The sequence below is a fragment of the Methanobrevibacter sp. genome (assembly GCA_022775905.1).
Taxonomy (GTDB): Archaea; Methanobacteriota; Methanobacteria; order Methanobacteriales; family Methanobacteriaceae; genus Methanocatella.
On sequence record JALFJX010000027.1, the window covers coordinates 1 to 21,843 of the forward strand.

General features: G+C 27.0%; 28 protein-coding genes. 11 read left to right on the forward strand and 17 right to left on the reverse strand.

Annotated elements, in window-relative coordinates; translation table 11 throughout:
* The coding region (locus MR875_07960; GenBank protein ID MCI6994769.1) for a hypothetical protein at positions 1-371 on the reverse strand (371 nt) is incomplete at its 3' end.
* A gap of 146 nt (positions 372-517) precedes the next feature.
* Here MR875_07960 and MR875_07965 point away from each other — a divergent pair.
* Together MR875_07965 and MR875_07970 are read left to right on the forward strand one after the other, a co-directional pair.
* Positions 518-1,072 (forward strand): manganese efflux pump MntP family protein, encoded by a 555-nt coding sequence (locus MR875_07965; protein MCI6994770.1) that lies wholly within the window; start codon positions 518-520, stop codon positions 1,070-1,072.
* 946 nt (positions 1,073-2,018) lie between these two features.
* On the forward strand, positions 2,019-3,554 hold the full coding sequence (locus MR875_07970; GenBank protein ID MCI6994771.1) for an IS1182 family transposase: 1,536 nt from the start codon (positions 2,019-2,021) through the stop codon (positions 3,552-3,554).
* A 95-nt stretch (positions 3,555-3,649) separates the two neighbouring features.
* Here MR875_07970 and MR875_07975 read toward each other — a convergent pair whose 3' ends face one another.
* Entirely contained in the window at positions 3,650-4,732 is a 1,083-nt protein-coding gene (locus tag MR875_07975) for a tyrosine-type recombinase/integrase (protein ID MCI6994772.1), read from the reverse strand.
* A gap of 295 nt (positions 4,733-5,027) precedes the next feature.
* On the opposite strand from MR875_07975, the gene cas2 reads away from it, so the two are divergent.
* Together cas2 and cas1 are read left to right on the forward strand one after the other, a co-directional pair.
* Positions 5,028-5,303 (forward strand): CRISPR-associated endonuclease Cas2, encoded by a 276-nt coding sequence (gene cas2, locus MR875_07980; GenBank protein ID MCI6994773.1) that lies wholly within the window; start codon positions 5,028-5,030, stop codon positions 5,301-5,303.
* Positions 5,303-6,298, forward strand: coding sequence for a CRISPR-associated endonuclease Cas1 (gene cas1, locus MR875_07985; GenBank protein MCI6994774.1), 996 nt, complete (start codon positions 5,303-5,305; stop codon positions 6,296-6,298). The genes cas2 and cas1 overlap by 1 nt, the downstream gene beginning before the upstream one ends.
* 222 nt (positions 6,299-6,520) lie before the next feature.
* On the opposite strand, the gene MR875_07990 is transcribed toward cas1, so the two are convergent.
* A complete protein-coding gene (locus tag MR875_07990) occupies positions 6,521-6,808 on the reverse strand; it encodes a hypothetical protein (protein MCI6994775.1) in 288 nt (95 codons plus the stop codon).
* Positions 6,809-6,844: 36 nt separating this feature from the next.
* Between MR875_07990 and MR875_07995 the strand changes: the two genes are divergently transcribed.
* Both MR875_07995 and MR875_08000 read left to right on the forward strand, forming a co-directional pair.
* The gene (locus MR875_07995) at positions 6,845-7,414 is read left to right on the forward strand and encodes a hypothetical protein (protein ID MCI6994776.1); all 570 of its coding nucleotides are present in this window, start codon (positions 6,845-6,847) and stop codon (positions 7,412-7,414) included.
* Between the two features lie 4 nt (positions 7,415-7,418).
* Positions 7,419-7,898 (forward strand): hypothetical protein, encoded by a 480-nt coding sequence (locus tag MR875_08000; GenBank protein MCI6994777.1) that lies wholly within the window; start codon positions 7,419-7,421, stop codon positions 7,896-7,898.
* Between the two features lie 18 nt (positions 7,899-7,916).
* Here the strand turns inward: MR875_08000 and MR875_08005 are convergent, their stop codons facing one another.
* The 5 genes from MR875_08005 to MR875_08025 all read right to left on the reverse strand — a co-directional run bounded on the left by MR875_08005 (position 7,917) and on the right by MR875_08025 (position 12,235).
* Positions 7,917-8,345 (reverse strand): hypothetical protein, encoded by a 429-nt coding sequence (locus MR875_08005; protein ID MCI6994778.1) that lies wholly within the window; start codon positions 8,343-8,345, stop codon positions 7,917-7,919.
* 466 nt (positions 8,346-8,811) lie between these two features.
* Positions 8,812-9,066: a hypothetical protein gene (locus MR875_08010; GenBank protein MCI6994779.1), complete on the reverse strand. Its 255-nt coding sequence runs from the start codon at positions 9,064-9,066 to the stop codon at positions 8,812-8,814.
* Positions 9,063-9,272, reverse strand: a complete 210-nt coding sequence (locus MR875_08015; protein ID MCI6994780.1) for a hypothetical protein — start codon at positions 9,270-9,272, stop codon at positions 9,063-9,065. Before MR875_08015 ends, MR875_08010 begins: the two co-directional genes overlap by 4 nt.
* A gap of 197 nt (positions 9,273-9,469) precedes the next feature.
* The gene (locus MR875_08020) at positions 9,470-9,805 is read right to left on the reverse strand and encodes a hypothetical protein (protein MCI6994781.1); all 336 of its coding nucleotides are present in this window, start codon (positions 9,803-9,805) and stop codon (positions 9,470-9,472) included.
* Between the two features lie 567 nt (positions 9,806-10,372).
* The gene (locus tag MR875_08025) at positions 10,373-12,235 is read right to left on the reverse strand and encodes a hypothetical protein (protein MCI6994782.1); all 1,863 of its coding nucleotides are present in this window, start codon (positions 12,233-12,235) and stop codon (positions 10,373-10,375) included.
* A 918-nt stretch (positions 12,236-13,153) separates the two neighbouring features.
* Here MR875_08025 and MR875_08030 point away from each other — a divergent pair.
* The gene (locus tag MR875_08030; protein MCI6994783.1) at positions 13,154-13,570 is read left to right on the forward strand and encodes a hypothetical protein; all 417 of its coding nucleotides are present in this window, start codon (positions 13,154-13,156) and stop codon (positions 13,568-13,570) included.
* Positions 13,571-13,696: 126 nt separating this feature from the next.
* Here MR875_08030 and MR875_08035 read toward each other — a convergent pair whose 3' ends face one another.
* From MR875_08035 to MR875_08045, 3 genes are all read right to left on the reverse strand, one after another.
* On the reverse strand, positions 13,697-14,797 hold the full coding sequence (locus MR875_08035) for an acyltransferase (GenBank protein MCI6994784.1): 1,101 nt from the start codon (positions 14,795-14,797) through the stop codon (positions 13,697-13,699).
* Between the two features lie 67 nt (positions 14,798-14,864).
* Positions 14,865-15,158 (reverse strand): hypothetical protein, encoded by a 294-nt coding sequence (locus tag MR875_08040; protein ID MCI6994785.1) that lies wholly within the window; start codon positions 15,156-15,158, stop codon positions 14,865-14,867.
* On the reverse strand, positions 15,155-15,445 hold the full coding sequence (locus MR875_08045) for a hypothetical protein (GenBank protein MCI6994786.1): 291 nt from the start codon (positions 15,443-15,445) through the stop codon (positions 15,155-15,157). Before MR875_08045 ends, MR875_08040 begins: the two co-directional genes overlap by 4 nt.
* A gap of 261 nt (positions 15,446-15,706) precedes the next feature.
* Here MR875_08045 and MR875_08050 point away from each other — a divergent pair, with 261 nt between their 5' ends.
* From MR875_08050 to MR875_08060, 3 genes are all read left to right on the forward strand, one after another.
* Positions 15,707-16,510 carry an SDR family oxidoreductase gene (locus MR875_08050; protein ID MCI6994787.1) on the forward strand — a complete coding sequence of 268 codons (804 nt, stop codon included), beginning with the start codon at positions 15,707-15,709 and terminating at the stop codon, positions 16,508-16,510.
* A gap of 638 nt (positions 16,511-17,148) precedes the next feature.
* Complete coding sequence (locus MR875_08055; GenBank protein MCI6994788.1) at positions 17,149-17,847, forward strand: hypothetical protein; 699 nt, start codon at positions 17,149-17,151, stop codon at positions 17,845-17,847.
* Between the two features lie 10 nt (positions 17,848-17,857).
* Positions 17,858-18,166, forward strand: coding sequence for a heat-shock protein (locus tag MR875_08060; protein ID MCI6994789.1), 309 nt, complete (start codon positions 17,858-17,860; stop codon positions 18,164-18,166).
* Positions 18,167-18,210: 44 nt separating this feature from the next.
* On the opposite strand, the gene MR875_08065 is transcribed toward MR875_08060, so the two are convergent.
* The 6 genes from MR875_08065 to MR875_08090 all read right to left on the reverse strand — a co-directional run bounded on the left by MR875_08065 (position 18,211) and on the right by MR875_08090 (position 21,207).
* Positions 18,211-18,558, reverse strand: coding sequence for a hypothetical protein (locus tag MR875_08065; protein ID MCI6994790.1), 348 nt, complete (start codon positions 18,556-18,558; stop codon positions 18,211-18,213).
* 165 nt (positions 18,559-18,723) lie between these two features.
* A complete protein-coding gene (locus MR875_08070; GenBank protein MCI6994791.1) occupies positions 18,724-19,158 on the reverse strand; it encodes an N-acetyltransferase family protein in 435 nt (144 codons plus the stop codon).
* A gap of 52 nt (positions 19,159-19,210) precedes the next feature.
* Positions 19,211-19,567 carry an MmcQ/YjbR family DNA-binding protein gene (locus MR875_08075; protein ID MCI6994792.1) on the reverse strand — a complete coding sequence of 119 codons (357 nt, stop codon included), beginning with the start codon at positions 19,565-19,567 and terminating at the stop codon, positions 19,211-19,213.
* Between the two features lie 14 nt (positions 19,568-19,581).
* A complete protein-coding gene (gene surE, locus MR875_08080) occupies positions 19,582-20,397 on the reverse strand; it encodes a 5'/3'-nucleotidase SurE (protein ID MCI6994793.1) in 816 nt (271 codons plus the stop codon).
* A 202-nt stretch (positions 20,398-20,599) separates the two neighbouring features.
* Positions 20,600-20,815, reverse strand: coding sequence for a hypothetical protein (locus tag MR875_08085; GenBank protein ID MCI6994794.1), 216 nt, complete (start codon positions 20,813-20,815; stop codon positions 20,600-20,602).
* A 20-nt stretch (positions 20,816-20,835) separates the two neighbouring features.
* On the reverse strand, positions 20,836-21,207 hold the full coding sequence (locus tag MR875_08090) for a hypothetical protein (protein MCI6994795.1): 372 nt from the start codon (positions 21,205-21,207) through the stop codon (positions 20,836-20,838).
* 176 nt (positions 21,208-21,383) lie between these two features.
* Here MR875_08090 and MR875_08095 point away from each other — a divergent pair, with 176 nt between their 5' ends.
* Positions 21,384-21,695, forward strand: coding sequence for a hypothetical protein (locus MR875_08095; GenBank protein ID MCI6994796.1), 312 nt, complete (start codon positions 21,384-21,386; stop codon positions 21,693-21,695).
* Positions 21,696-21,843 lie beyond the last annotated feature (148 nt).

A 21,843-nucleotide genomic window follows, 5' to 3' on the forward strand; every position in this document is an offset into this window, starting at 1 on the left:
TCTAAATAATCATAATAACCAAAATCTAAATCATAATCAGAAACAACATCTAAATCATCATCCAAATCATCATCAAAATCATCATCAAAATCATCATCAGAATCAACATCTAAATCATCATCCAAATCAACATCATAATAAACATATAAATCATAATCAGAATCAACATCTAAATCATCATCAGAATCAACATCTAAATCATCATCAGAATCAACATCTAAATCATCATCAGAATCAACATCTAAATCATTATTGAAACCATCATCACATATCTGCGAATCTCCAACATCATCAGATGCAAAGGCAACACTAGTACAGGATATAAGAAGTGTGAAAAGAAGGAATATTAATAAAATCCTTTTTATTCTCATATTATCACCTCTTGTTATGTAATAACTGAATTACATTGTATGTATTTTTTACAAAAGTACTATAAGTAATTATGTTTAATTTATATATCTTAAAGATAAATGGATTTGATTAAATTTAAATAACATAGATTACATATTTTAGGTTAATGTCATTTAGTTTTATTTCAATTTCATTAATTGCCGTTGCTCTTGCAATGGATGCATTTAGCGTATCTATGACAAAAGGTTTTACTCAAAAGAACCTTACAAAGTCACAGATTTTATATTACGGATTATTTTTTGGTGGTTTCCAGGCATTAATGCCTATTTTAGGATACTTCTGCGGTAATGCAATTGCATCAATTGTTGAAACATTAGCATCAGTTATCGGTTTCATATTACTTTTAGGTATTGGACTTAATATGATTCGTGAAAGCTTAAGTTCTGATGATGACGAAATTACTGATGAATTTTCATTTAAAGAGGTAACTTTACTTGCAATTGCAACAAGTATAGATGCATTTGCAGTTGGAATCGCCATTGCACTTTTAAAAGATCCAATTCTAATCTCATCTGCAATCATAGGTATTGTTGCATTCTTATTCAGTGTTGCAGGTATATTTATTGGTAAAAAAATAGGTCACTTTGTTGGAGACAAATTCCAAATACTTGGTGGTGTAATTCTTATCTTAATTGGTATTAAAATTCTTTTAGGATTTTAAACCTACTTATTTTTTTAAATTACAATTATAATTAACAAAATTCTAAAGATCATAGCAAATTATTTTCACAAAATTTATTAATTTTCTTAAAATAATGCAAAAGTATTGAATTTAGACAACTACATATAGATGGAACTACCATAGTTTGACACATTTTAATGTTTTAATTTCACAAGATAAAATTTCTGGAAATTAATTGAATAACATATTTTTATAAAATTTAATAAATTTTATTAATTTTTGAAAGCATATACTTTTATATGAGTTAAAACAAATAGAATTATAACTATTGAGTTTAATTCATTTTTATTAACTCATATTATCATTAAAATCAAATATTTGTAGGTTTTATTTAAAAATAACTCCATAGAAGCGTTATTTTTACTACAAATCTTGTTAGTGTAATATTAAATATGTCGGAAATGTATTTCCGTATAAAATACTAAAATATGTATTAATATATAATTATGTAAATATGCTATAGTAACCACTAATACAAATAATTATACTAATACTCATAATTGTAATATTACATATAATACATATTTTATAATAATACAACTAATCATATAATGCATTAATATGTAATTGATGATTATATGAAAAATACATATAATATATATTTTATAAAAGATGATTTATACATAAACTATATATTATACAATTAATACATATTTTATACATGAGAAAATGCTAAAAATCAACAGTTTCATATATATCAAGTTATTGAAATATAGTAGTCTCTTCAATTTTTACTATTTTTTATTAAATTTCATTAAAAATTATTAAATTTAAAGCAAAAAAATCGAATTTTAAATTTTAAAAAGAGGATGTGACACGAAGTCACAATTTTTTCTAATTTTAATTGTTTTATTTTTCTTTAATTTTATATACTATGAAGTACAATCTTTTATTATAGATATTAATATTTATGGTTGTTTTATTCATGGTTTTAAAAGATGATAATATAAATCAGACAATGTTGGTCCCTATGGACTTGCGAAATTTGATTCCTGAAGATCATCCTTGCTATTTTATTAAAAATGTGGTTGATTTAATTGATTGTTCGAAAGCAAACCAGGAATTTCGTGGAAAGCCTGGTGAATTTGCTTATCCACGAGAATTATTGCTCAGACTCATTTTAATGAGTGTATTTGATGGTGGATTGTCTTCAAGAGAAATAGAAAGAAAAACAAGAACAGACATTGCATATATGTATCTTGCAGCAATGGAAAAACCATCATACAGGACAATAGCACGATTTAAAGTCGATTATACTGATTTAATCGACGAAGCATTCAAAACAACCATTAAAATTGCAAAAGAAAATGATTTAATCAAAATCCATCATGTGAGCTTAGATGGAACAAAAATCAAAGCAAAAACATCCATCAATAAATTAACCGATGAAAACCAAATCAAAATCATGAAAAAACACCTCAAAAAAAGTATTGAACTTGATCAAAAAGAAGATGAAGAACTTGGAGATGAATCTGGAAATTCAGTCCCAGAATCATTAACAGACAAAGAAAAATTCAAAGAAACAGTAAAAGAAATCCAAAAATCTTCTAAAAACAATAGAAATAAAGATAAATTACGTTCTTCAAGTTTAAATCTTTTAAAACAAGCAGAAAAAAATCCAAAAAAAGTTTTAAAAAAACTCGATAAACTCGAAGAAAAAGTAAAAGAATCACCAAAAGACGTAATTAGCATCAACGACCCTGATGCTCGTTTGATGAAGAATAAAAAAGGCAAATGGGAATGGGATTACAATGCACAAATCATTGTGGACGAATATAAAGGAATAATACTTTCATCATACATTACACAAAATCCAACAGACCATTTCGAACTAATTCCATCAATAGAACAATTAGAATCAAATTTAATCGAAATCTACGATGAATTACCATCAAATTTCCAATTCAGCGCTGATAATGGATATTCCACAGATGAAAACACAACATATCTTGAAGAAAAAGGTTTAGATGGATATATATCCACTAGAAAACTCTCAAGAAAAGAAAAAAAGTACAATTTATGGGAAAAACCATTCAAAAAAGATAATTTCACTTACGATGCAGAAATTGAAACATATATCTGTCCTTTAGGAGAAATTTTATATCGAAGAAGAACTTACGAATATAAAAACAAACAAAGAATAACTTATTGGACAAATGAATGTAAAAATTGTGTTATGAAAGAAATATGCTGCGATAAAAAGAATTACAGAACAATTCAAGACTATGGAAACCCTTCCAAAATCAGAATGCAACGTAAAATGGAAACAGACTGGGCACAAAAAATCTACAAAAAACGATCAAAAACAGCAGAACTACCATTTGCACACATAAAACAAAACATGAAACTCCACGAATTCACAACAACAGGAATAAAAAACACAAACACTGAATTCAAACTATATACAATCGGACACAACCTAAAAAGAATATACAACGAAATAAACACAAAAAACAATTAAAATAAGAAAAAATTATCAAAAAATTAAAAAAAACAAAAATTCAACTAAAAATTTTGCGTCACATCCTCAAAAAATAAAAAAAAGAGAAAAGTCAATTAATTATTAAATCTCATGGAATTGACTTTTAATTTTTGTTTCATTTGTTCACGATCAATATGAATATATTTATCAGTAGTCTGGGAATTGGAGTGTCCTGCAATTGATTGAACTTCAGCAACCGTCAGAATCTCCGCATAATGAGACAATGCAGTGTGTCTTAGAATGTGAACACTGACATTTTTCCCATAATTTACAGGACAATCAATTCCTTCACTCTCAATTCTTTCATCACATTCACGTGCATGTTTTTTAATGATATCCTGAACTCCACGTTTACCAATACGATTACCTTTAATATTAGTGAACAGTTCTTCACGTGTTGCTTCTTCAGCAGCTTTATTTCTCTGAATCACCGGACGATAAACGTTATGAGTATTCTTTCTAAGTTTTGTGATACGATTCATCATCATATCATTCAAACTAACGAGTGTATCATAGGTAATAAAAGTAGTACGGTCTTTTAATTCCCCTTTTGTAGTTTCTGCCCTTAAATAGACATCAATAAACTCATTAGTATCCTCTGGCAAGATATAAAATCCATTATCATCTATTGGAACTTGAATATCATCCTTGTTTAAAAGCACAAGTTCCTTTAGCCTCATTCCAGAATCAATAAAAGTCCTGCAAATTGCATAATCTCTTACATTACCACTCTGTTTGATTGTATCAAGGAAAAAATTAGATTGTTGCCATGTTAAAGAAATTTTTTCAATTCTTTTTTTGGCAGTTTCAGGATCTTCTGCTTTAACTTCAATGATATCCTTCATTTTGATTGGATCATGCTGGATTTCTTCCTGAACATCTTCTGAATTAATGAATTCTAAAATGTTCATCATATATGTTTTAACAGTAGTCCTTTTGTTCCCACGTTGTTTTAAACAATACCTACGATAATGTCTTAACTGTTTTTTAACATTACGATCATTTAATTCATCAATTCCTTCATTTTCAAGATATTCAATGAATTTGGATATATTAAATGTTTGTTTCTTGATAGTTTCTTCCGTTAAGTTTTTTACCTCTTGCTTTTCTTCTAAGTATTCATCTAGGTAGTCTGTTAGCTCATCAACCTCAATCATAAGCTGTTTTTCCTCCTAAAATTTTATACCTAACCCTTGCTATACTATTTATTTTTTGAGTATATAAAGACTTCGTATCTTTTCTTTATTACTGTATATTATTACATAAAATATACGTTCTCTTTATATATAAAAATCAACAAATTTGGAAGTTTTCAGATAAGTGTTGAAAGTGAAGTAATTCCCCTACATCAATCTGTTGAAAAACAGCAATTTCTCCAGATTTTAGATTTGTAATAGAAATCTTAAAAAAAGTAATAAAAAAATTTTACTTTGAAATGATAAATTTTAACTCATGTATGTGATAGTAAGTCTTGATGTAAAATTCAAAACAAATTTGGAAAAAATTGAAAGAATCATCGAATACTATGGTCTTCGAAAAATTCAAAACACATTATATGTAGGGGAGCTGGACAACAATGAAAGAAATTCACTGAAAGAAAGTATTGATAATGTCATAAAAGAATATGATAGTGTTTTGATACTTCCAGTATGTCAAAACTGCTATTTGAAAAAGGAAAGCTGTGGTCGAGAGATTAAATTTGATAATGAACTATTTAGGGTGTACTGATGAAACTAATAATCGATGGATATAATAAATCAATACATAAAAAGGATAACCCGCTTGCCATACATGAAAACTCTGAAATTATAGATTCAATTAAGGCAAGTGAAGTTAATGACATAACAATTGTTGGAAAAGGATACGTGACTTTTGATGCATTGAATTTAATAGCACAAAATAACATTAAACTGATAGCAATCAATCCAAGAGGACAATTAACCTACACATTGGAATCACCTGACTGGAGGAATGTAACATTAAGAAAACAACAATATCAACTGAGTGAAAATAAATTAGGTCTTGAAATTTCAAAAGAACTAATCAAATGTAAAATGAAAAATCAAAAAGCAACATTAACAACATTAAACAAAAACAAACAGCTAAAAAGAGTATTTAATTACAGATCAAAAATTGATGAAATAATAAAACAGATTGATGAATTAAGTTTAAATGGAGATAATGAAAAACAGAGAATAAAAATCATGGGATTAGAAGGAAAAGCCTCAAATGAATATTGGATGGGTGTAAAATACTTCATTCCAAAAGAAATTGAATTTAGAAATAGGACTAAACAGCCGACAGATTTATTGAATTCAATGCTGAATTATGGATATGCTATTCTTGCAAGTGAAATTACAAAAAGCATTTTAGTTAATGGTTTAGATCCATACTGTGGTTTCCTACACTTTGATATGGATAGAAGAACCAGCTTAACATTTGATCTAATTGAACCATTCAGGCAGCAAATAGTAGATAAGACCGTTATAAGTTTAATCAATAGAAAACAAATCACTAATGATGATTTAGATAAAAGAAACAATACAATAAAACTAGAAGCTAGAAAACTAATCGTAAGTAAAATTCTTGGAAAAATATTCTCAACAATAACATATAACGATGAAACTGTCAGTTATGCAGATTTAATTAGAAAACAAAGCAAGAATTTAGTTGATACATTATTGAATGGTACTGAATTTAATGGATTTTATTTAAGATGGTGAGGAAATATAGATATTTTTTAGTTAAAAAATTAATGTCCTCAAAATTTATGAAAAAAATTCTATAAAATTAGTTAAAATCATATAATTTTGAGGAAACCTACCCAATAAAAAGAGTATAAAAAGGATGTCCTCAGAAAGTTTTTAAAAGAAGAAAAAATAGATATTAAACTAAGTAAAATAAAGAAAAATAGGCAGTGTATTTACTGAATGTTTTCTACTGAATTATTCAAAACAATAATCCATACTGATTTTAACAATTGTTCTGAGAATTGGTTTTGTTAAATCCAATTCATCCAAGTCAGTATTCCCATTCACAGTAAACGAACTTTTAATAATTTGATTTTGCTTAAACCAACTAACATACCTGTTCTCTTTAGGATATGGGCATTGATTTTTAGCAGTTCGACCATTAACAACATTAATTGTTTGACATTCACTTTGTAAGAATAAACAATCACCATTAGTGTAATTACCACATGTAGTATTATGGTCTGCTAATGCTTGGAACAATCTTAATTCAACCTGGTCGATTAATGTATTTACTGAATGTTTTCTACTGAATTATTCAAAACTAAAGATTCACCAGTATTCGGCAGTAAAAGATATTACTTCACTAAAGCTGTTAATCAAAGGCCTATGACTACAATGTTCGCAAAAAAGAACAAATCATTAAGAGAACATCACATTAACATGATTAAAGATAAGATAAGCAAAGGCGAATTATCTCCTGAAGATTATGACAAGGAAGTCTCTAAAATTCCACGATTCCATGCTCATGGATTACGAAAATTCTTTGAAACAATGGTTTCAAGGAACTGCGGAAACCTACGTATATGTGCAGTAATGGAAGGCCACACCGCACCTTTATCTACTGACAGCCATTATATTAAGATTGATGTTGAAGATGTTAAGGAAGCATATCTAGCTGCACTCCCTGACCTTTCACTTGAAAATACTGAAACCAAAGTATACACATCAGAAGTCAGAAGAGAAATGGAAGCCAAGATTAATGATTTGGAAAAAGAGAATGTTGAATTAAAGCAGGAATTATGGGATGAGATTAATAATTTGAAAGCTAGACAGCAAGTATGGGAAGAGTTAAAAAAAGAGAAGTGAAACTATGCCGTTATATTGCTATATTATTGAAACTGGATACTATGAGGACAGAGAAGCAAATATTTTAGGACATACAAAAAAATACACTCATGAAGAATTTGACAACCTATGTATCGAAATCACAGAAAAATACGGAGATGTAGAAGAAATAGAGTACACAGTACAGGCTACATTAGAACATGTGGAGGAAATAAGATATAAAATTGATGCATATGAACTAATCAAGCATTTAGTTAATGAATATGGTTTTGTGGAATTAGAAATTCCTGTTAATGATGGAGTTAATAGTAGAGAAATTCAACGGGCACCAGTGCCTACTGAAAATTTAGTTAAAGTTGAATTTAAACCACATCAGAAATGTCCATTTACTCCACAACTTGAAAATGAAATAACATGCACACATCCTGAAGCGGATTTTGATGGAGTGCTTCCAGTTAAGCATATAAATGCGAGATGTAATCTTAAATTTATAAAAAAAGATTGATGTACATTATGTACATCATTAAACAGGTACTGGTTCCAGATTATTCAGTTCATTAAACTTATCCAAATCTTCTTTTAATAAAGTTTTATCAGCATTAGATAATTCACTATCTTTGGATACTGAAACAAGATAATCCACATTATCAATACTTACTTTTTCCTGAAGCCCATACATTTGCATTGCATCATCAATAAAGTAATAAGTATTATTGCCAATATCTGAAACAATATACATTTCTTCAGCATTACTTTCAAAAACTCCAGGATTATCTTCTAATTTACCAACATATAATTCTGTATGACCATCATTTAACATTGCCATACCTCCTTCAAGGTCACTGTAACCGAAAGGCACTTTCATATCATCAACATTAACTGCAGCGGTTGCGGAACCTAGAAGTAAAAATAGTATTGAAATTCCAGTTAATATTTTTATTATTGTTTTCATATTTTCCACCATAATTTTTTTTATGATCATCAAAACCGATTTTTGTGGGTTTTGATATTATGATGTGTGTAAGTTTGGTTTTATACATTTTACTATTTTTTTATGTTTTGAGTTAAACACTGAAAATTAAAATACCGATGTTGTATTTACTGAATGTTTTCTACTGAATTATTCAAAACTTATAAACCAGAATATATTCTCTTTTTTTACAAACGACTAATTTCATAAAGTATTAATCCACATGTTCGACAATAGATTAATTTATGATGAGTATCATAGAGTATCTCCTTGTGTTCATCGCATTCAGGGCATCGCAAACCTGAAACATGTTTATGCTGATACTCATAAATCATCATTAAAATACACAACCCATTTTTTTCACCATATGAAAAAAATATATAAATGCAGTATAATAAGTATATACTCCTCTCTCTTCAATATTAAAAGGTGGAAAAATAAAAAAAAATTAGAATGTTGATAAAATTATCATAAAATTATATTCAAGACCAAATTTATCATAACATTCTTTTAAATCAGATTCAATATTGTCTTTCAGAGTATCTAATTCATCTTTAATCATGTTAAATCTAACTTTAAAAATAAATTCAATTTCAACCCCGAAATCATATTTTGGCACATGGCTATAGAAAAGTACTACATCTTCATGTTTAGGAATTATAATCTGAGAAATATAATCATTAATCTGTTGTTCATATATCATATTATCCCTGCTTTTCTTTTTGTGTATTTGATTCTTTTTAGTTCTTCTACCCAGTCACCTATTTTTTCGGGAAAATGTATTGTTCCTATTTTTCGTGTTTCATTGCTTACAAGTTCACCAGAGTTGATTAATTTCCTTCTTTTTCTTTGGTATTTGGCTTTGTTGTCTTGAGTGGATTTGCATGTGCATTCTGTGCTGCAGTACATTTTTTTTGTTTTCGAATTTTATGAATGTTTTGCCACAGTACTTGCGTTGTATGTGGCAAAACAAGTTTGAATTGATCCATCTAAACGTGCTGAAAGAGATATAAAAAGATTAATGAGAAAACTACAATAACTCATAAAAGTGGATAATAACATTTGTGGGGTTGAGTTATTATCTATTCATTCTACCGAATAAAATTTTATAACTCCTTAAGTTCTTCACTTATGAGTTGATCATCATCAAAAACCTGCTCCAAAACATGAGATGCTAAACATTTTTCAGACTGAATCAATTTACCCTCTTTATTATTTAAATAAATTTTTACTTTTATTTTATCAAAAAAAGGTTCACATTCATAATTAGTATGTTTAGTAACTGATTCATAAGTTTCTTTATTTATAAATTTAAAAATGTTTGAAGGATTTTTTGAAATTTCATCAAACATATCCTTAGTTACAAATGGAGAAATGCGTGGAGCATAATAATGCAAAGAATCATCAAACGATTCAAATTTTTCATTTTGAGAACTGTTCATTTTTTAATCTTCCTCCATCTTTTTATATATTTATTTATGGTTTTATCAGGTTTATATCTTTCCCACATATTATTGTAGATATCATTCCAAGAGTTAACACCAAATCTCATTCCTTTATTCCATTCTTCTCCATAAATTGTTTCTGCTGCATTAAATACGTTTTGAATAATTCAGTAGAAAACATTCAGTAAATACCTAAAGCAGTTAAAATTCCATAAATCAAGAAAAATATACCTAAAATTAAAAGTTTTTTAAAATTTAATGTAGGGTATTTAAAAGAATTTTTAAAAATTTCACCAAAATTCATATTCTACATTCCTCCTTTTAACATGATTTAATGTATATAATACATTGTATAATACTAAAATAAAAACATGATTATTTTATTAATTAACAAAAAAAAGTTTAGAATTTATCATGTTTATATTATTAGGAGTATATTAAAAAAGAAATTAAACAGTAATTATTTGATTGATTATCTGTTCATGTTTAATCAATAGTTATATTAATATTATTTAAAAATAAAAAATGTTTTAAGTTAAATAACTCAAAACATTATAGATAAATTTATTTTCTACGTTTTATTGGATAAATTAAACTGAATAAAGCTAAAACTAATAAGACTAATGGGTTACCAGTTTTAATGTTATTATCAACTAAATGGTTATTAATTGAAGCAGAGGATTCATGTGTTTCAATAAGTTTATTTTCCATGTTAGAACTATTTTTTGGAGCATCAGGATATTCTGGAATATCTGGAGAATTACTATTTTTAGTTACCTTAAATGTTGTATTTGCATAAGATGGATTATAATAATCATTTCCTGCAAAATTAACTTCAACAAAGTAAACATTCTCTGGTAAACCTGGAATAACAATAAATCCACTATTATTAACAATAGTAACATTGTACTTTTTACCATCAACAGTAACAGTAACAGGTCCATCAACAGTGGATTTAATGATTATAGTAGCATTCTCACCAACGATAATATCTTCAGCAGATACATCCAAAATAACCTTTTCTTTAGTGAATAGACTTAAACTTTTTACCTCATTATCAGTAACAAAAATATATTCTACATTTTGCCCAGATTTATTAGTTTCTACATTAACTATTCTGTTAAATCTCGCATCAAAAGTTTGTTGAATGCCATTTGTAATATTGGTATATACATTACTTACAAAATATGGCAAATAATTAGGATTGAATGAATCATTAGTATTTAACCTAAAAGTATAATTGAATTGTGCACCATTTTCAGTAGATGTTAAATTATTAACATTCATAACAAAATAATTCTCAAGTATAATTCCATTGACTAATGGAGTATTTTTACCCCACCAATTTAAATTTGCATTGGTATTAATACCGTTATTATCTAAATTAAAGCCAGTATTATTAGTATTATTTAGAATTCTATTATAATTAATAGTGGTATTTCTTGCTAAATTAGTTACATTTATTGCTTGAGTATTGTTAAAAATAGTGGAATTTATAATCCTAGCATTATTTCCTTTTATATTAATGGATAATAGATTATTTGTGAAATTACATCCAATAATATTGCTATTTGAACCTCTTAGTTCAATAGAAACACAATTATTAATAAAAGATGAATTAATCAGAGTAGTATTAACTGAGAGTCTATAGTTATAAATAGCTCCGCCAACAGGTGAAGTATTATCTGTGAAAGTTGAGTTAAATATTGTAAGATTTTCATTATCATTATCTTCAATAGCACCACCTTCATCTCTTGCATTATTATTTGTGAATATTGAATTAATAATTTTAGCGAATATATTTCCATTAATTGAAGAAGCTCCACCATAAGCAGCATCATTATTTGTAAATTTAGAAGAATTTATAAGTAATTCATCATCCAATTGGCTGAATATGGCACCTCCACTTCCATACCCTGTTGCAGTATTATAGTTAAAAGTAGAATTAATTACAGTTAATTTGCCATATTCGTGGAAAATTGCTCCACCATACTCTGCAGTATTATGGTTAAAAGTGGAATTGATAACAATTAAATCTCCATATTTTTGATATATTGCCCCACCATAAGAACCTTTCCCATTTATGATATTGATGTTTTTAAGTGTCAATGTAGTTTTTTCCATATTAAAAATTCTTGCAAGTTTATTACAGTTAATTGTAAATCCATTACCATCAATAACAAGGTCTTTATTAATTTTTATTCCATTTATGTAAGCATTATCTATTTTATTGTCGTATGTGTAATTTCTATTTAATTTTATATCACCTGCACTGTTTTTTATAAGGTCATTCAAGTCTGTGAATGTACCTTCATTTTTGTCAGCAATATTTATCATGTTATCTATCTGTTGAGTATTATCAATATTCGCAGTGTCTATTCCAATACTTGTGGATATAGATATGTTATCATCTGTTTCAGCATTCACAGCTGAAATTGAAAAAAATAACAGCACTAGGAATATTAAAAATATTTTCTTAAAATTTTTTGATATCATAATTAATCAAAATCCTAATGAAATTTTTTTAAAAAAAGGAAAAATTATTCTAATTAAAATTCCTTTTATTTTATTCAAAAAAATCTTCTAATTTTCTTCTTTAAAACTTTTGTTTTATGTAGAGAAATTATAACAAGATTTACATAATATGTTATTTATATTATAATGTTTATACTTTACTGAAATTTTGAATATGAACAAGATATTTTCTATGTTTTTTTGAATAAAAAGGAGAAGTCTATTGAGAATTTTAAAAAAAATATGAGATGAGTTACATGATTTCAAAGAATTTTAAAAGAATATTAATAATTTTTATATTATTATTTTTGTCTATTTCTTCAGTATCAGCTGAAAAAGACAATTCTGGGAATTTCACTGATTCAAATACTCTACTTGATGAATCTGATATATCAGCTCAAGAGGGTTATTCTGGGACATTCACAGACTTAAAAATATAATTGATGAAGCTGATGATAGGAATATAATAAATTTAGACAAAGATTATAGATTAGATGAAAGTGAAAAGGATAGTTTTATTAATGGTATTGGTATTTATAAAAATATTACTATAAATGGTAATAATTATACAATTGATTGTAATCATATTGTAAGAGTATTTCAAGTTTCAGAATCATTGACATTAATTAATGTAAATATAATTAATGGTTATGCTCCAGGAGAAGATGGTGGGGCTATTTATAACGCAGGTACTGTAGATCTTAGAAATTGTTCTTTCAATTTTAATATTGCAGATAAAGAAGGTGGAGCTATCGCCAGTTATAAGATGAATAAAATATATAATTGTACTTTTGATTCCAATAGTGCTGGAGATAGAGGAGGTGCAATTTCTTGTTCATATGGGATATCATTATTGATAATTCCACTTTTACAAATAATCGTGCTAATTATAGAGGGGGAGCATTATACGCTGAAGGAAAATTAAATATTTCAAACTCAAACTTTTCAAACAATAAAGCATCTTACGGTGGAGCAATTTCAAATCAAAATAATGCGAAATCCATTATTGCTAATTCTACATTTAAAAATAATAGTGCTTCTAGTATAGGAGGTGCTATTCGTAACAATGGTGGTCAATTAGATATAAATGATTCTACATTTGATAACAATAGTGCGGGGGAATATAGTGGAGCAGTATCCAGTTTCACAGACAGTGTAACAGAGGTATATAATTCTGTATTTATGAGCAATAGTGCTGGTGATAGAGGTGGCGCTATACGTAATGGTGGAAATTTAATTGTGTTTTGAATAATTCAGTAGAAAACATTCAGTAAATACTTTATCCCTTTAGATAGTTTTTTATTATTTATATTAATTATTATACATATATATTTTGTAAAAAAAATAAACAAAGTTTCAATATTATTTTATTAATTAACCAACACCAGAAATTCTATTGAGATATGGAATTTTATTTAAAATAAGAATAATACCCCAGGAAAAAATAATTGTTAATATGAATAACACATTGAAAAATATTGGATCTCCCCATTGTTTTTCAAAAGAATCTAATGCTACTTTTAATGAAATAAATACAATCATATGACATAAATAAATCCCAAAACTAGTAATACTAATTGAGTTAATAACATCTCCTACTTTAGAATCTTTAATTTTATCATAAACCTTTTTAATAGAACCGTGAGATAGAGAAAAATATCTTGCAAATAAAAATACAAAGCTTACAATTATAATATTCAAGAAACTAAATTGAGAGATTTGAATAAACTTATTTAAATCTAATGAGTTTTTAGCTATGACTGAAACTTGTAATATATACAGAATAATTGATAAAATAAGAAATACAATTGTTAATTTATTTTCATTAATTTTTAGGGATTTAGATGTGAAATCTGTTTTAGATAAATAATATCCTAATATAGCAAAAACAAAAAAGAAAGGATAATTAAATGGTTTTCCATAATTTATAAATCCAAAATTCATTAAAACAATAGTAATTAAACTAATTATTAAAGCTATTTTAAGTATATTTGGATAAACTTCATTAATCTTATTTAAAATAAAAATTAAAGCATAAACAATAATAAGCATCTGAACAAACCAGTATACTTTTGGAATTCCTTTTGGATAACTAACAGTGAATATTTTGAAAAAAGCATCTATAAATGATACTTTTCCACCAAAATAAAATCCCATATTTGCAAAAACATACAAAAAGATAACGAAAATCAACATCCAAAATACATAAGGAACAACTACTCGACTCATTCTTTTCTTAATAAATTTAATCAATGAATCTTTTCTATTAAGTAATAATGCACCACTTATCATTACAAATAATGGTACTCCAATGTCCCTTAAAGAATTAAGAAATAAAGAATAAAACCAAAATGTAGAACCAAATATCTTCTTTTTTAAGACAATCCCTGCAAAAACATGACACGCAATAACTGCCAAAATTGCAAAACACCTTAAAAAATCAAAATAAAAAATTCGGTTTTTAGTTTTTAACATACTTTAGTTTTATATTAATAAAAAGATAAGTAATTTTCGTTTAACTACTTAAAAATATTTTTCTTTTTTAATCGAAAAAGACAGCATTAATTAAGTTATCTCGGTAAGTTGTCTCATCTTTTAAGCTTTCAATATGATGGATAACATTTAATTTCAAATCTTCTAGTTTTATACGTGTTTCAATATCATTAAAGTCAACATCGAATATTAAAACAAATTTAATTTCCATATCATAGTCAAATATTATCCAATTTGGTCCATTAATATCTAAAAGTTGAATGGACCATTTTGCCATGATTTTGTTAATTTTAAATGTAATATCATTTACATCAAAATTAGCATCTATAAATATTTTTTTCATTGGTACAAATCCTGTGAAGCTATTGGTTGGATAGGTACATCAATATCTTCCCTGTTAAAAACACCAAAAGCAGTTATTTCTTTTTTAAGAATCGACATTGATTGTGAATATTTATCATTTTCAAGAGAAACTAATGCTATATTAAGCCATTCTTCATCTTCTGATAGATATAAACATGGTTCAAATAATTGAAATTTTGAAATAATAGTTAAAAACACATCTCCAATCTCTATCTTATCTCCAGTATGTTCTAAATTTAATTGTATAATTCTATCTTGAATATTCATTTTAATCATTTATGTTATTATTTGAATAATTTTCCAATTAGATTTTCGTTATTTTTATAAAGTTTTGAATAATTCAGTAGAAAACATTCAGTAAATACCTAAATGATTTTAACAAATACTCAATTATTCATTAATCACCTGATTTTATGGAGACAATAACCAAAAAAACAAACATTACCCAAATCGATTAATTAATATATACCAGATTATAAACAATTATGTAGTGTTTTAATTACACTTTATTTTAAGGAGGAAATGTTCATGGATAGATTAAAAGATAAAGTAGCTATCATTACTGGTTCTACAAGTGGTATTGGAATCGGTATTGCTAGATTATTTGCTGAAGAAGGTGCTAAAGTAGTTATTTGTGGACGTAGAGAAGAAAAAGGACAAGCAGTTGTTGATAATATCACAAAAGAAGGAGGAGAAGCTTATTATCACTTCTTTGATATTACTGACACTGACAGTATTGAAAAATTAATTGATGATACTGCAGAAAAATATGGAAATATTGACATTTTAGTAAACAATGCTGCTAATGTAGCTCTAAAAGACGGAAGTATTAGTGAATTGACTATAGACATGTGGGATGCTATCTTTGAGAGTGATTTACGCGGTACATTCTATGCTACAAAATGTGTAATTCCATACTTACAAAAAAATGAAAATGGTGGATCTATTATAAACATTGGATCAATGGCATCATGTGGTGGGGATTTAGGTTCTACTGCTTATGCATGTGCTAAATCTGGTGTTGACATGCTTACACAATACACCGCACTCCAATATGGTAAAGATAATATTCGTTGTAACTGTGTACGTCCTGGATTAATAGTAACTCCAGAAAATGAAGCAAATGTGCCTGAAGTCTTAAGAAACATTTTCTTAAGTAATATCATGGTAAACCGTTATGGTGGTCCAGAAGATATAGGTCATATGTGCGTATATTTCGCATCTGATGAAAGTGAATATGTTACTGGACAAATAATCAATGTAGATGGTGGTCTTAACTCCCATGTATCCACATCAGCACAATTTAGAGAGTTAAACTCTCGTACATGGTAATTAGTACTTTTTAGTACTAATTTTTTTATTTTAAAAATGATTAAATTAAATAAATCATTTATTGTTTATTTTTTCTTATGAAATAAGAACAAAACTCACACCCTTAATACTAAAACCAAACATCAATCGAAGACCAGTTTGTCTTAACTGTTTAGGTTACATGAGTATTCTTGTAACTTTGTTTTCGTTTACAACTTTTTTTGATTCTGGGGCTTTTTTATCAAAGTTACTGATTTATTAAATTATTCACACCAGTATTATTTGAATCAAAATTAAAATTCTCATTATCTCTATATTACTGTCATCACCATCAATAACCCTTTTAGCAAAAATAACTCCTAATGAAACAACTAATTACAAATAATTTTCTTTGACATAGAAATAATTTTAGTAAATTCACGTATTTTGAAACTTGCCAGTATCTTACTTATCATAAGCTCTCATGCTATTAATTATATGAATAATGTGCCTGAATAACTACTTTTAGTAGATTCAATTTTTCATTACCTTTTTATCTTCAAATCTGAGAACAGTTTTCATTTTAAAAATCAGCTCATTTAACTTTTGAATAATTCAGTAGAAAACATTCAGTAAATACTAATTTACGAAAGAAAACCACATTCAACGTTAATAGTGAAGTGTTTATTAAAAATAATTCTCAATCAATAACTTCTAAAATTAAATCTAAACTTAAACAAATTAAATCTTCAATTAATAAAAAGAAAAATAATTTTTTAAGTAGGTTAAATAAGAAATATGTTGAGAATCTTAAAAAGGAATACTATGATTATACTAAAGAGTTCAGTAAAAATGCAAATAAAACAAGAAAAAAATTACAAAATGAATATCCAATACCTAATTTAGACGTTATTGAGGAACATTTTATTGTTGAATGGGGGATGGATTCTGGGCCTTTAAATAGGTATTTAAGAAAAATTGATAAGGTTTCTGAATCTCAAAAAAAGTTTTTTTTAAGTTATATCCAAAGATTAAATAAGGTGATTAACAAATATAATAACATTCAACATAACACGTTATTACATAGGAGAGTAAGTTCTGACTTTTTTATAGAAGATGTTGGAAAAATTGGTAAATTTGAAACTCCAATTTCAACTTCATTCAATGATCATGCAATAAAAAAGAAAAATTATGGTGATTTCCATATTTCAATTTTAGCTCCAAAAGATGTTAATGGAGCATATCTTGAAGAAATCATGAAAAAACATCACGGTATAAATCACAATCATGAAGAATGGTTATTACCAATAAATACTAAATATAAAACGTTATACAAAAATTATGAAACTAAAGAAGCAGTAATCATATTATTGACATGAAGTGATTAGAATGGGTGAACAAAAATATGAAATTAATAAAACTGTTTTAAAAGAATTTTATGAGGAATTAATGGCTTTAGAAGATTGGATTCCTTTTGAAATTAAAAGTTCATTACCTCTAGAAATATCTATGAAATTAGGTTCTAAAGTTAAAAATAAGGATTTGTGGTGGAATAAAATTATGGAGCACCAAAGGGCTAATCCTTATGATGATTATTATGATTATATTAATTGGGAGATTGAATCTTTTCTTAGTAAATATCCTTACTTTAAACCTCTTTTTATTGTTTTGAATAATTCAGTAGAAAACATTCAGTAAATACGAAATAGATTAAAAAAAAAGAACAAAAAGAAAAAGAAAAATTATTTTAAATTATATTTGGCAAGATAATCAAACTTATCTTCATTAGAACATTCTATATTATTATCACAAATCCATGCAATAACTTTATCCATTAATCCTTCAGAATATTTTGAAATAAAGATTTCTATGTCTTTTAATTTCACATCAGTTTCCCAATCACAGGTGTTAAAAATATCTTCCGCACTCCATTCTAAAACTGTGAAATCACCTATAATAACCAATGCTTGGAATGCAGTAATTTTAATTTGATTATTTGTATTAGGAACATAAAAATATTGATTTTCATCATCATACCAATAATTTTCATTATTAAATTTAATTAATCTTTTAAATTTATCAAAAACCATAATCATCCCTCATGTTTTTAGTTTTAGTCTTTTTCTTTCACGAAATATTGTTTTGAATAATTCAGTAGAAAACATTCAAAAAGTACAACAAATAGAATGAAAACATGAAAAACTAAAGTTTTATTGACAAAATAATTACCATCTAAATTCCATTAGTGTTGTGTTCTACCATTTTCCAAATTTGTCTTTATCTATGCGTTCTCGATATCTAATTTTTCTAAACCCACATTTTTCATGAAATTTAATGCTTACAACATTTATCGAAAAAATTGCTGCATACAAACTCCAAATCCCTTTTTTAGGAGCAATACGGATAATTTCCTGCATTAATTTATAACCTATTCCTTTTTGCTTAAAAGAATCATCAACATATATTCTCACTTCTACAGATCCACTATAGGTAGCTCTACTTAATGTATGACTAAGTGCAATCCATCCTACAACTTTATCTTTCAACAGCCACATAACGACAAAATGACAAAGGATTTTAGTTCCAACCATCATATGTGAGGCATGTTCTTTCAAAGGTTGCAATCCCACTTTCCAAACCCTGAAAGTATATTTCCAAAACCCTCTGCCAGCCATACTTTTCCATTTCACGAATCATTATCTCAACTCTATGCATTATTCAACTAAAACTCGATAAAAATAATTATTTAGATAAAGTTAATTCAAAACTTATATCCAATAACATCTTTATTTTTTCATCACAAACATCATCGAGAGAAACAGTAATCCAGTGCTCTTTATTCATATGATATGCTGGAAAAAAGCCATCCTCATTTCTTAATGAATCTATAAGTATTGGATCACACTTGAAATTTACAACATCCATACTTTCATCCCCTTCCAATTCAAGTTTATTCTTTGAAACATCCATAATCAAAGCAAACCATTTTCTATTATCTTTATGACGGAATACTTCATAATTTGGGAATTTAGCCCATGGAAAGTCAATTTCTGAAGAATAATTTTCTAAAATATAATTTTCCAGTTCATCACGGTTCATTATAAATCTCCAAATTACCACTCTTTTAGATTTTTAGAAGTCATATCAACATTAAGTGGAGTTAAACTAGGGCATTTTTCAACAAATAATGCATATCCGTCGCTTCCCTCTTCATATTCCTTAATAAGATCTGATGCAATCATGATTAAATCATCACTTTTCTGATTTTCTTCTAGATGATAATTGAAGATTTCACTTTTTTCCTCATCAGTATTATCGATGACTTTCTTGTCAAGCATGTTGTGTGACAGATTAGTAATCTTGACCTCTTCAGATTCATGATTTGTCGGTACATTTAAATTAAATAAGTCAACATCTTTAGGGAATCCTTTATCGATAATCTTCAATACTAAATCATGCAAGACTTTTTTCGCTAAAGTGAAGTCATAATCTACATACCATTCCCCATTTTCGTCTTGTTTGTAAGAAGTTTTTGGATCAATGAATAATGAAACTGCAATTGCAGGAATTCCCATACTGACCGCTTCAAAGGCAGCGCATACTGTACCTGATGAAGTTACATCACAGCTAATGTTCACACCCTGATTTATTCCGGTTATCACCAAATCCGGTTTTTCATCCATTACATAATCAGCACCAACAATTACTGCATCTGCAGGACTACCTGAAACAGAATATGCTTTGCTTCCATCTTCAAGTTCACATGATTCAAGTTTCAAATGTTTAAACAGTGAAATACGACGGCCCACACTACTATTGTTCTTATCTGGTGCTACAACATATACATTAGCCAAATCTTCAACAGCCTGTTTTGCAGCCAATATTCCAGGTGCATTAACTCCATCGTCATTGGATATTAAAATATTCATGATATCATCCTAAAGTGTATTAATTAATAATATTTAATCTTTTGATTATAAAATATTCTCCATTAAAAAAACCATATTAATTTTTAACATCAACCAAAATTCTTTTTTGCCCATTATATTCACCAATTCCTCTTACTATTAACTTATCAATATAAACAGATATTATCAGTGATATTTTTGCCCTATTTTCACTTTCAATGAATTAATTTTTTATTATTTTCATAACCTGAGCAATTGTTCTAACTGAATGTTCCTCAAGCAATTTATCATCATATATCAATCTTTTTCTCAAAACATATTCTCCGACATTATTATTTACAGTAAATGCTATATTATTGTTATAATAATAAATCAATTGCTCATCTTTTTTTAATTGGGAAATATCATCTTCAGTTAGCTGTCTTCTATACACAATCATTTAATCAACACCCAATAAATCTAATTTTTCTTAATTTCTTTATCCAATACTATTTCAGCTATTTTAATTGCAAAATTACATTCTGGATCTAATGCCAAAGCCACATTACCCTCCAAATCATACAATGGATAGTCTTTACAAAATGTATAATGTGCACCATGATTATCGCAGGTCTTACCATTAAAATATTTGCAATCCAAATATTTACAGTATTTTCCACACATAATACAGAATTCTTGATGATTTTGCACTTGTTCTCGTGTGAAATATAATGCAGGAGCTCGATTTAAAGTTACATCTATAATATCTACAAGCATATCAGTTGGCAAATCAGGATACTCTTTTTCGTGTTTCTGTATCATTTTTAAACAGAATTTAATATAATTTGTCATCAAAAACCACATTCCTTTTTTTAATGCTGCATTTATTAACATTGATTTATTTCTGCAAATTTTTCTACCATCTATTATTTGTTTTTTACATTAAAGTTAATTTCCGTATGTTTTTTGTAAAAAATATTTAACAATGAAATTATATATTTATAATAAACAAAAAAAGGAGTTATTATATGTTTAAAAAAATTATGATTATTTTAATCTTCTTATTATTGGCCATTGGTGTTGCTTCAGCTCATGATGATAAAGCATACAGTAGCATCGATATAAATGATATAAAATTACCCAATGATTTTAATAAAACAGGAGTGCATTCAGCAATTAAAGACAATATTCATTTAATGGTTGTTGGATATGCTGATGCAGATTACGGCAGATATTATGAAAGTATTGCCAATACTTTACATATTGATATTGGAAAGATCAGCAATTATACGGATGACGGTTTAAAACTTACCGGTTCACTTGAAATAGTTAATAAATGATAAAAAAGCATTGATAGATGTATACGTCATTAACAACAATACTTTCAATGATGGAGGTAAAATTTTATCTCAAATCAATGAATTAAATAATTTAGCACCAATTAAACCAAGTGCAAATTAATCTATTTTTTAAAAAAAGTTATATTAA

Bases quoted from the DNA above. Each gene is read 5' to 3' on its own strand.
- MR875_07965 (MCI6994770.1), top strand. From the start codon at position 518: ATGTCATTTAGTTTTATTTCAATTTCATTAATTGCCGTTGCTCTTGCA.
- MR875_07970 (MCI6994771.1), top strand. From the start codon at position 2,019: ATGGTTTTAAAAGATGATAATATAAATCAGACAATGTTGGTCCCTATG.
- MR875_07975 (MCI6994772.1), bottom strand. From the start codon at position 4,732: ATGATTGAGGTTGATGAGCTAACAGACTACCTAGATGAATACTTAGAA.
- cas2 (MCI6994773.1), top strand. From the start codon at position 5,028: ATGTATGTGATAGTAAGTCTTGATGTAAAATTCAAAACAAATTTGGAA.
- cas1 (MCI6994774.1), top strand. From the start codon at position 5,303: ATGAAACTAATAATCGATGGATATAATAAATCAATACATAAAAAGGAT.
- MR875_07995 (MCI6994776.1), top strand. From the start codon at position 6,845: ATGTTTTCTACTGAATTATTCAAAACTAAAGATTCACCAGTATTCGGC.
- MR875_08000 (MCI6994777.1), top strand. From the start codon at position 7,419: ATGCCGTTATATTGCTATATTATTGAAACTGGATACTATGAGGACAGA.
- MR875_08005 (MCI6994778.1), bottom strand. From the start codon at position 8,345: ATGAAAACAATAATAAAAATATTAACTGGAATTTCAATACTATTTTTA.
- MR875_08010 (MCI6994779.1), bottom strand. From the start codon at position 9,066: ATGATATATGAACAACAGATTAATGATTATATTTCTCAGATTATAATT.
- MR875_08015 (MCI6994780.1), bottom strand. From the start codon at position 9,272: ATGTACTGCAGCACAGAATGCACATGCAAATCCACTCAAGACAACAAA.
- MR875_08020 (MCI6994781.1), bottom strand. From the start codon at position 9,805: ATGAACAGTTCTCAAAATGAAAAATTTGAATCGTTTGATGATTCTTTG.
- MR875_08035 (MCI6994784.1), bottom strand. From the start codon at position 14,797: ATGTTAAAAACTAAAAACCGAATTTTTTATTTTGATTTTTTAAGGTGT.
- MR875_08040 (MCI6994785.1), bottom strand. From the start codon at position 15,158: ATGAAAAAAATATTTATAGATGCTAATTTTGATGTAAATGATATTACA.
- MR875_08045 (MCI6994786.1), bottom strand. From the start codon at position 15,445: ATGAATATTCAAGATAGAATTATACAATTAAATTTAGAACATACTGGA.
- MR875_08050 (MCI6994787.1), top strand. From the start codon at position 15,707: ATGGATAGATTAAAAGATAAAGTAGCTATCATTACTGGTTCTACAAGT.
- MR875_08060 (MCI6994789.1), top strand. From the start codon at position 17,858: ATGGGTGAACAAAAATATGAAATTAATAAAACTGTTTTAAAAGAATTT.
- MR875_08065 (MCI6994790.1), bottom strand. From the start codon at position 18,558: ATGGTTTTTGATAAATTTAAAAGATTAATTAAATTTAATAATGAAAAT.
- MR875_08075 (MCI6994792.1), bottom strand. From the start codon at position 19,567: ATGAACCGTGATGAACTGGAAAATTATATTTTAGAAAATTATTCTTCA.
- surE (MCI6994793.1), bottom strand. From the start codon at position 20,397: ATGAATATTTTAATATCCAATGACGATGGAGTTAATGCACCTGGAATA.
- MR875_08085 (MCI6994794.1), bottom strand. From the start codon at position 20,815: ATGATTGTGTATAGAAGACAGCTAACTGAAGATGATATTTCCCAATTA.
- MR875_08090 (MCI6994795.1), bottom strand. From the start codon at position 21,207: ATGACAAATTATATTAAATTCTGTTTAAAAATGATACAGAAACACGAA.
- MR875_08095 (MCI6994796.1), top strand. From the start codon at position 21,384: ATGTTTAAAAAAATTATGATTATTTTAATCTTCTTATTATTGGCCATT.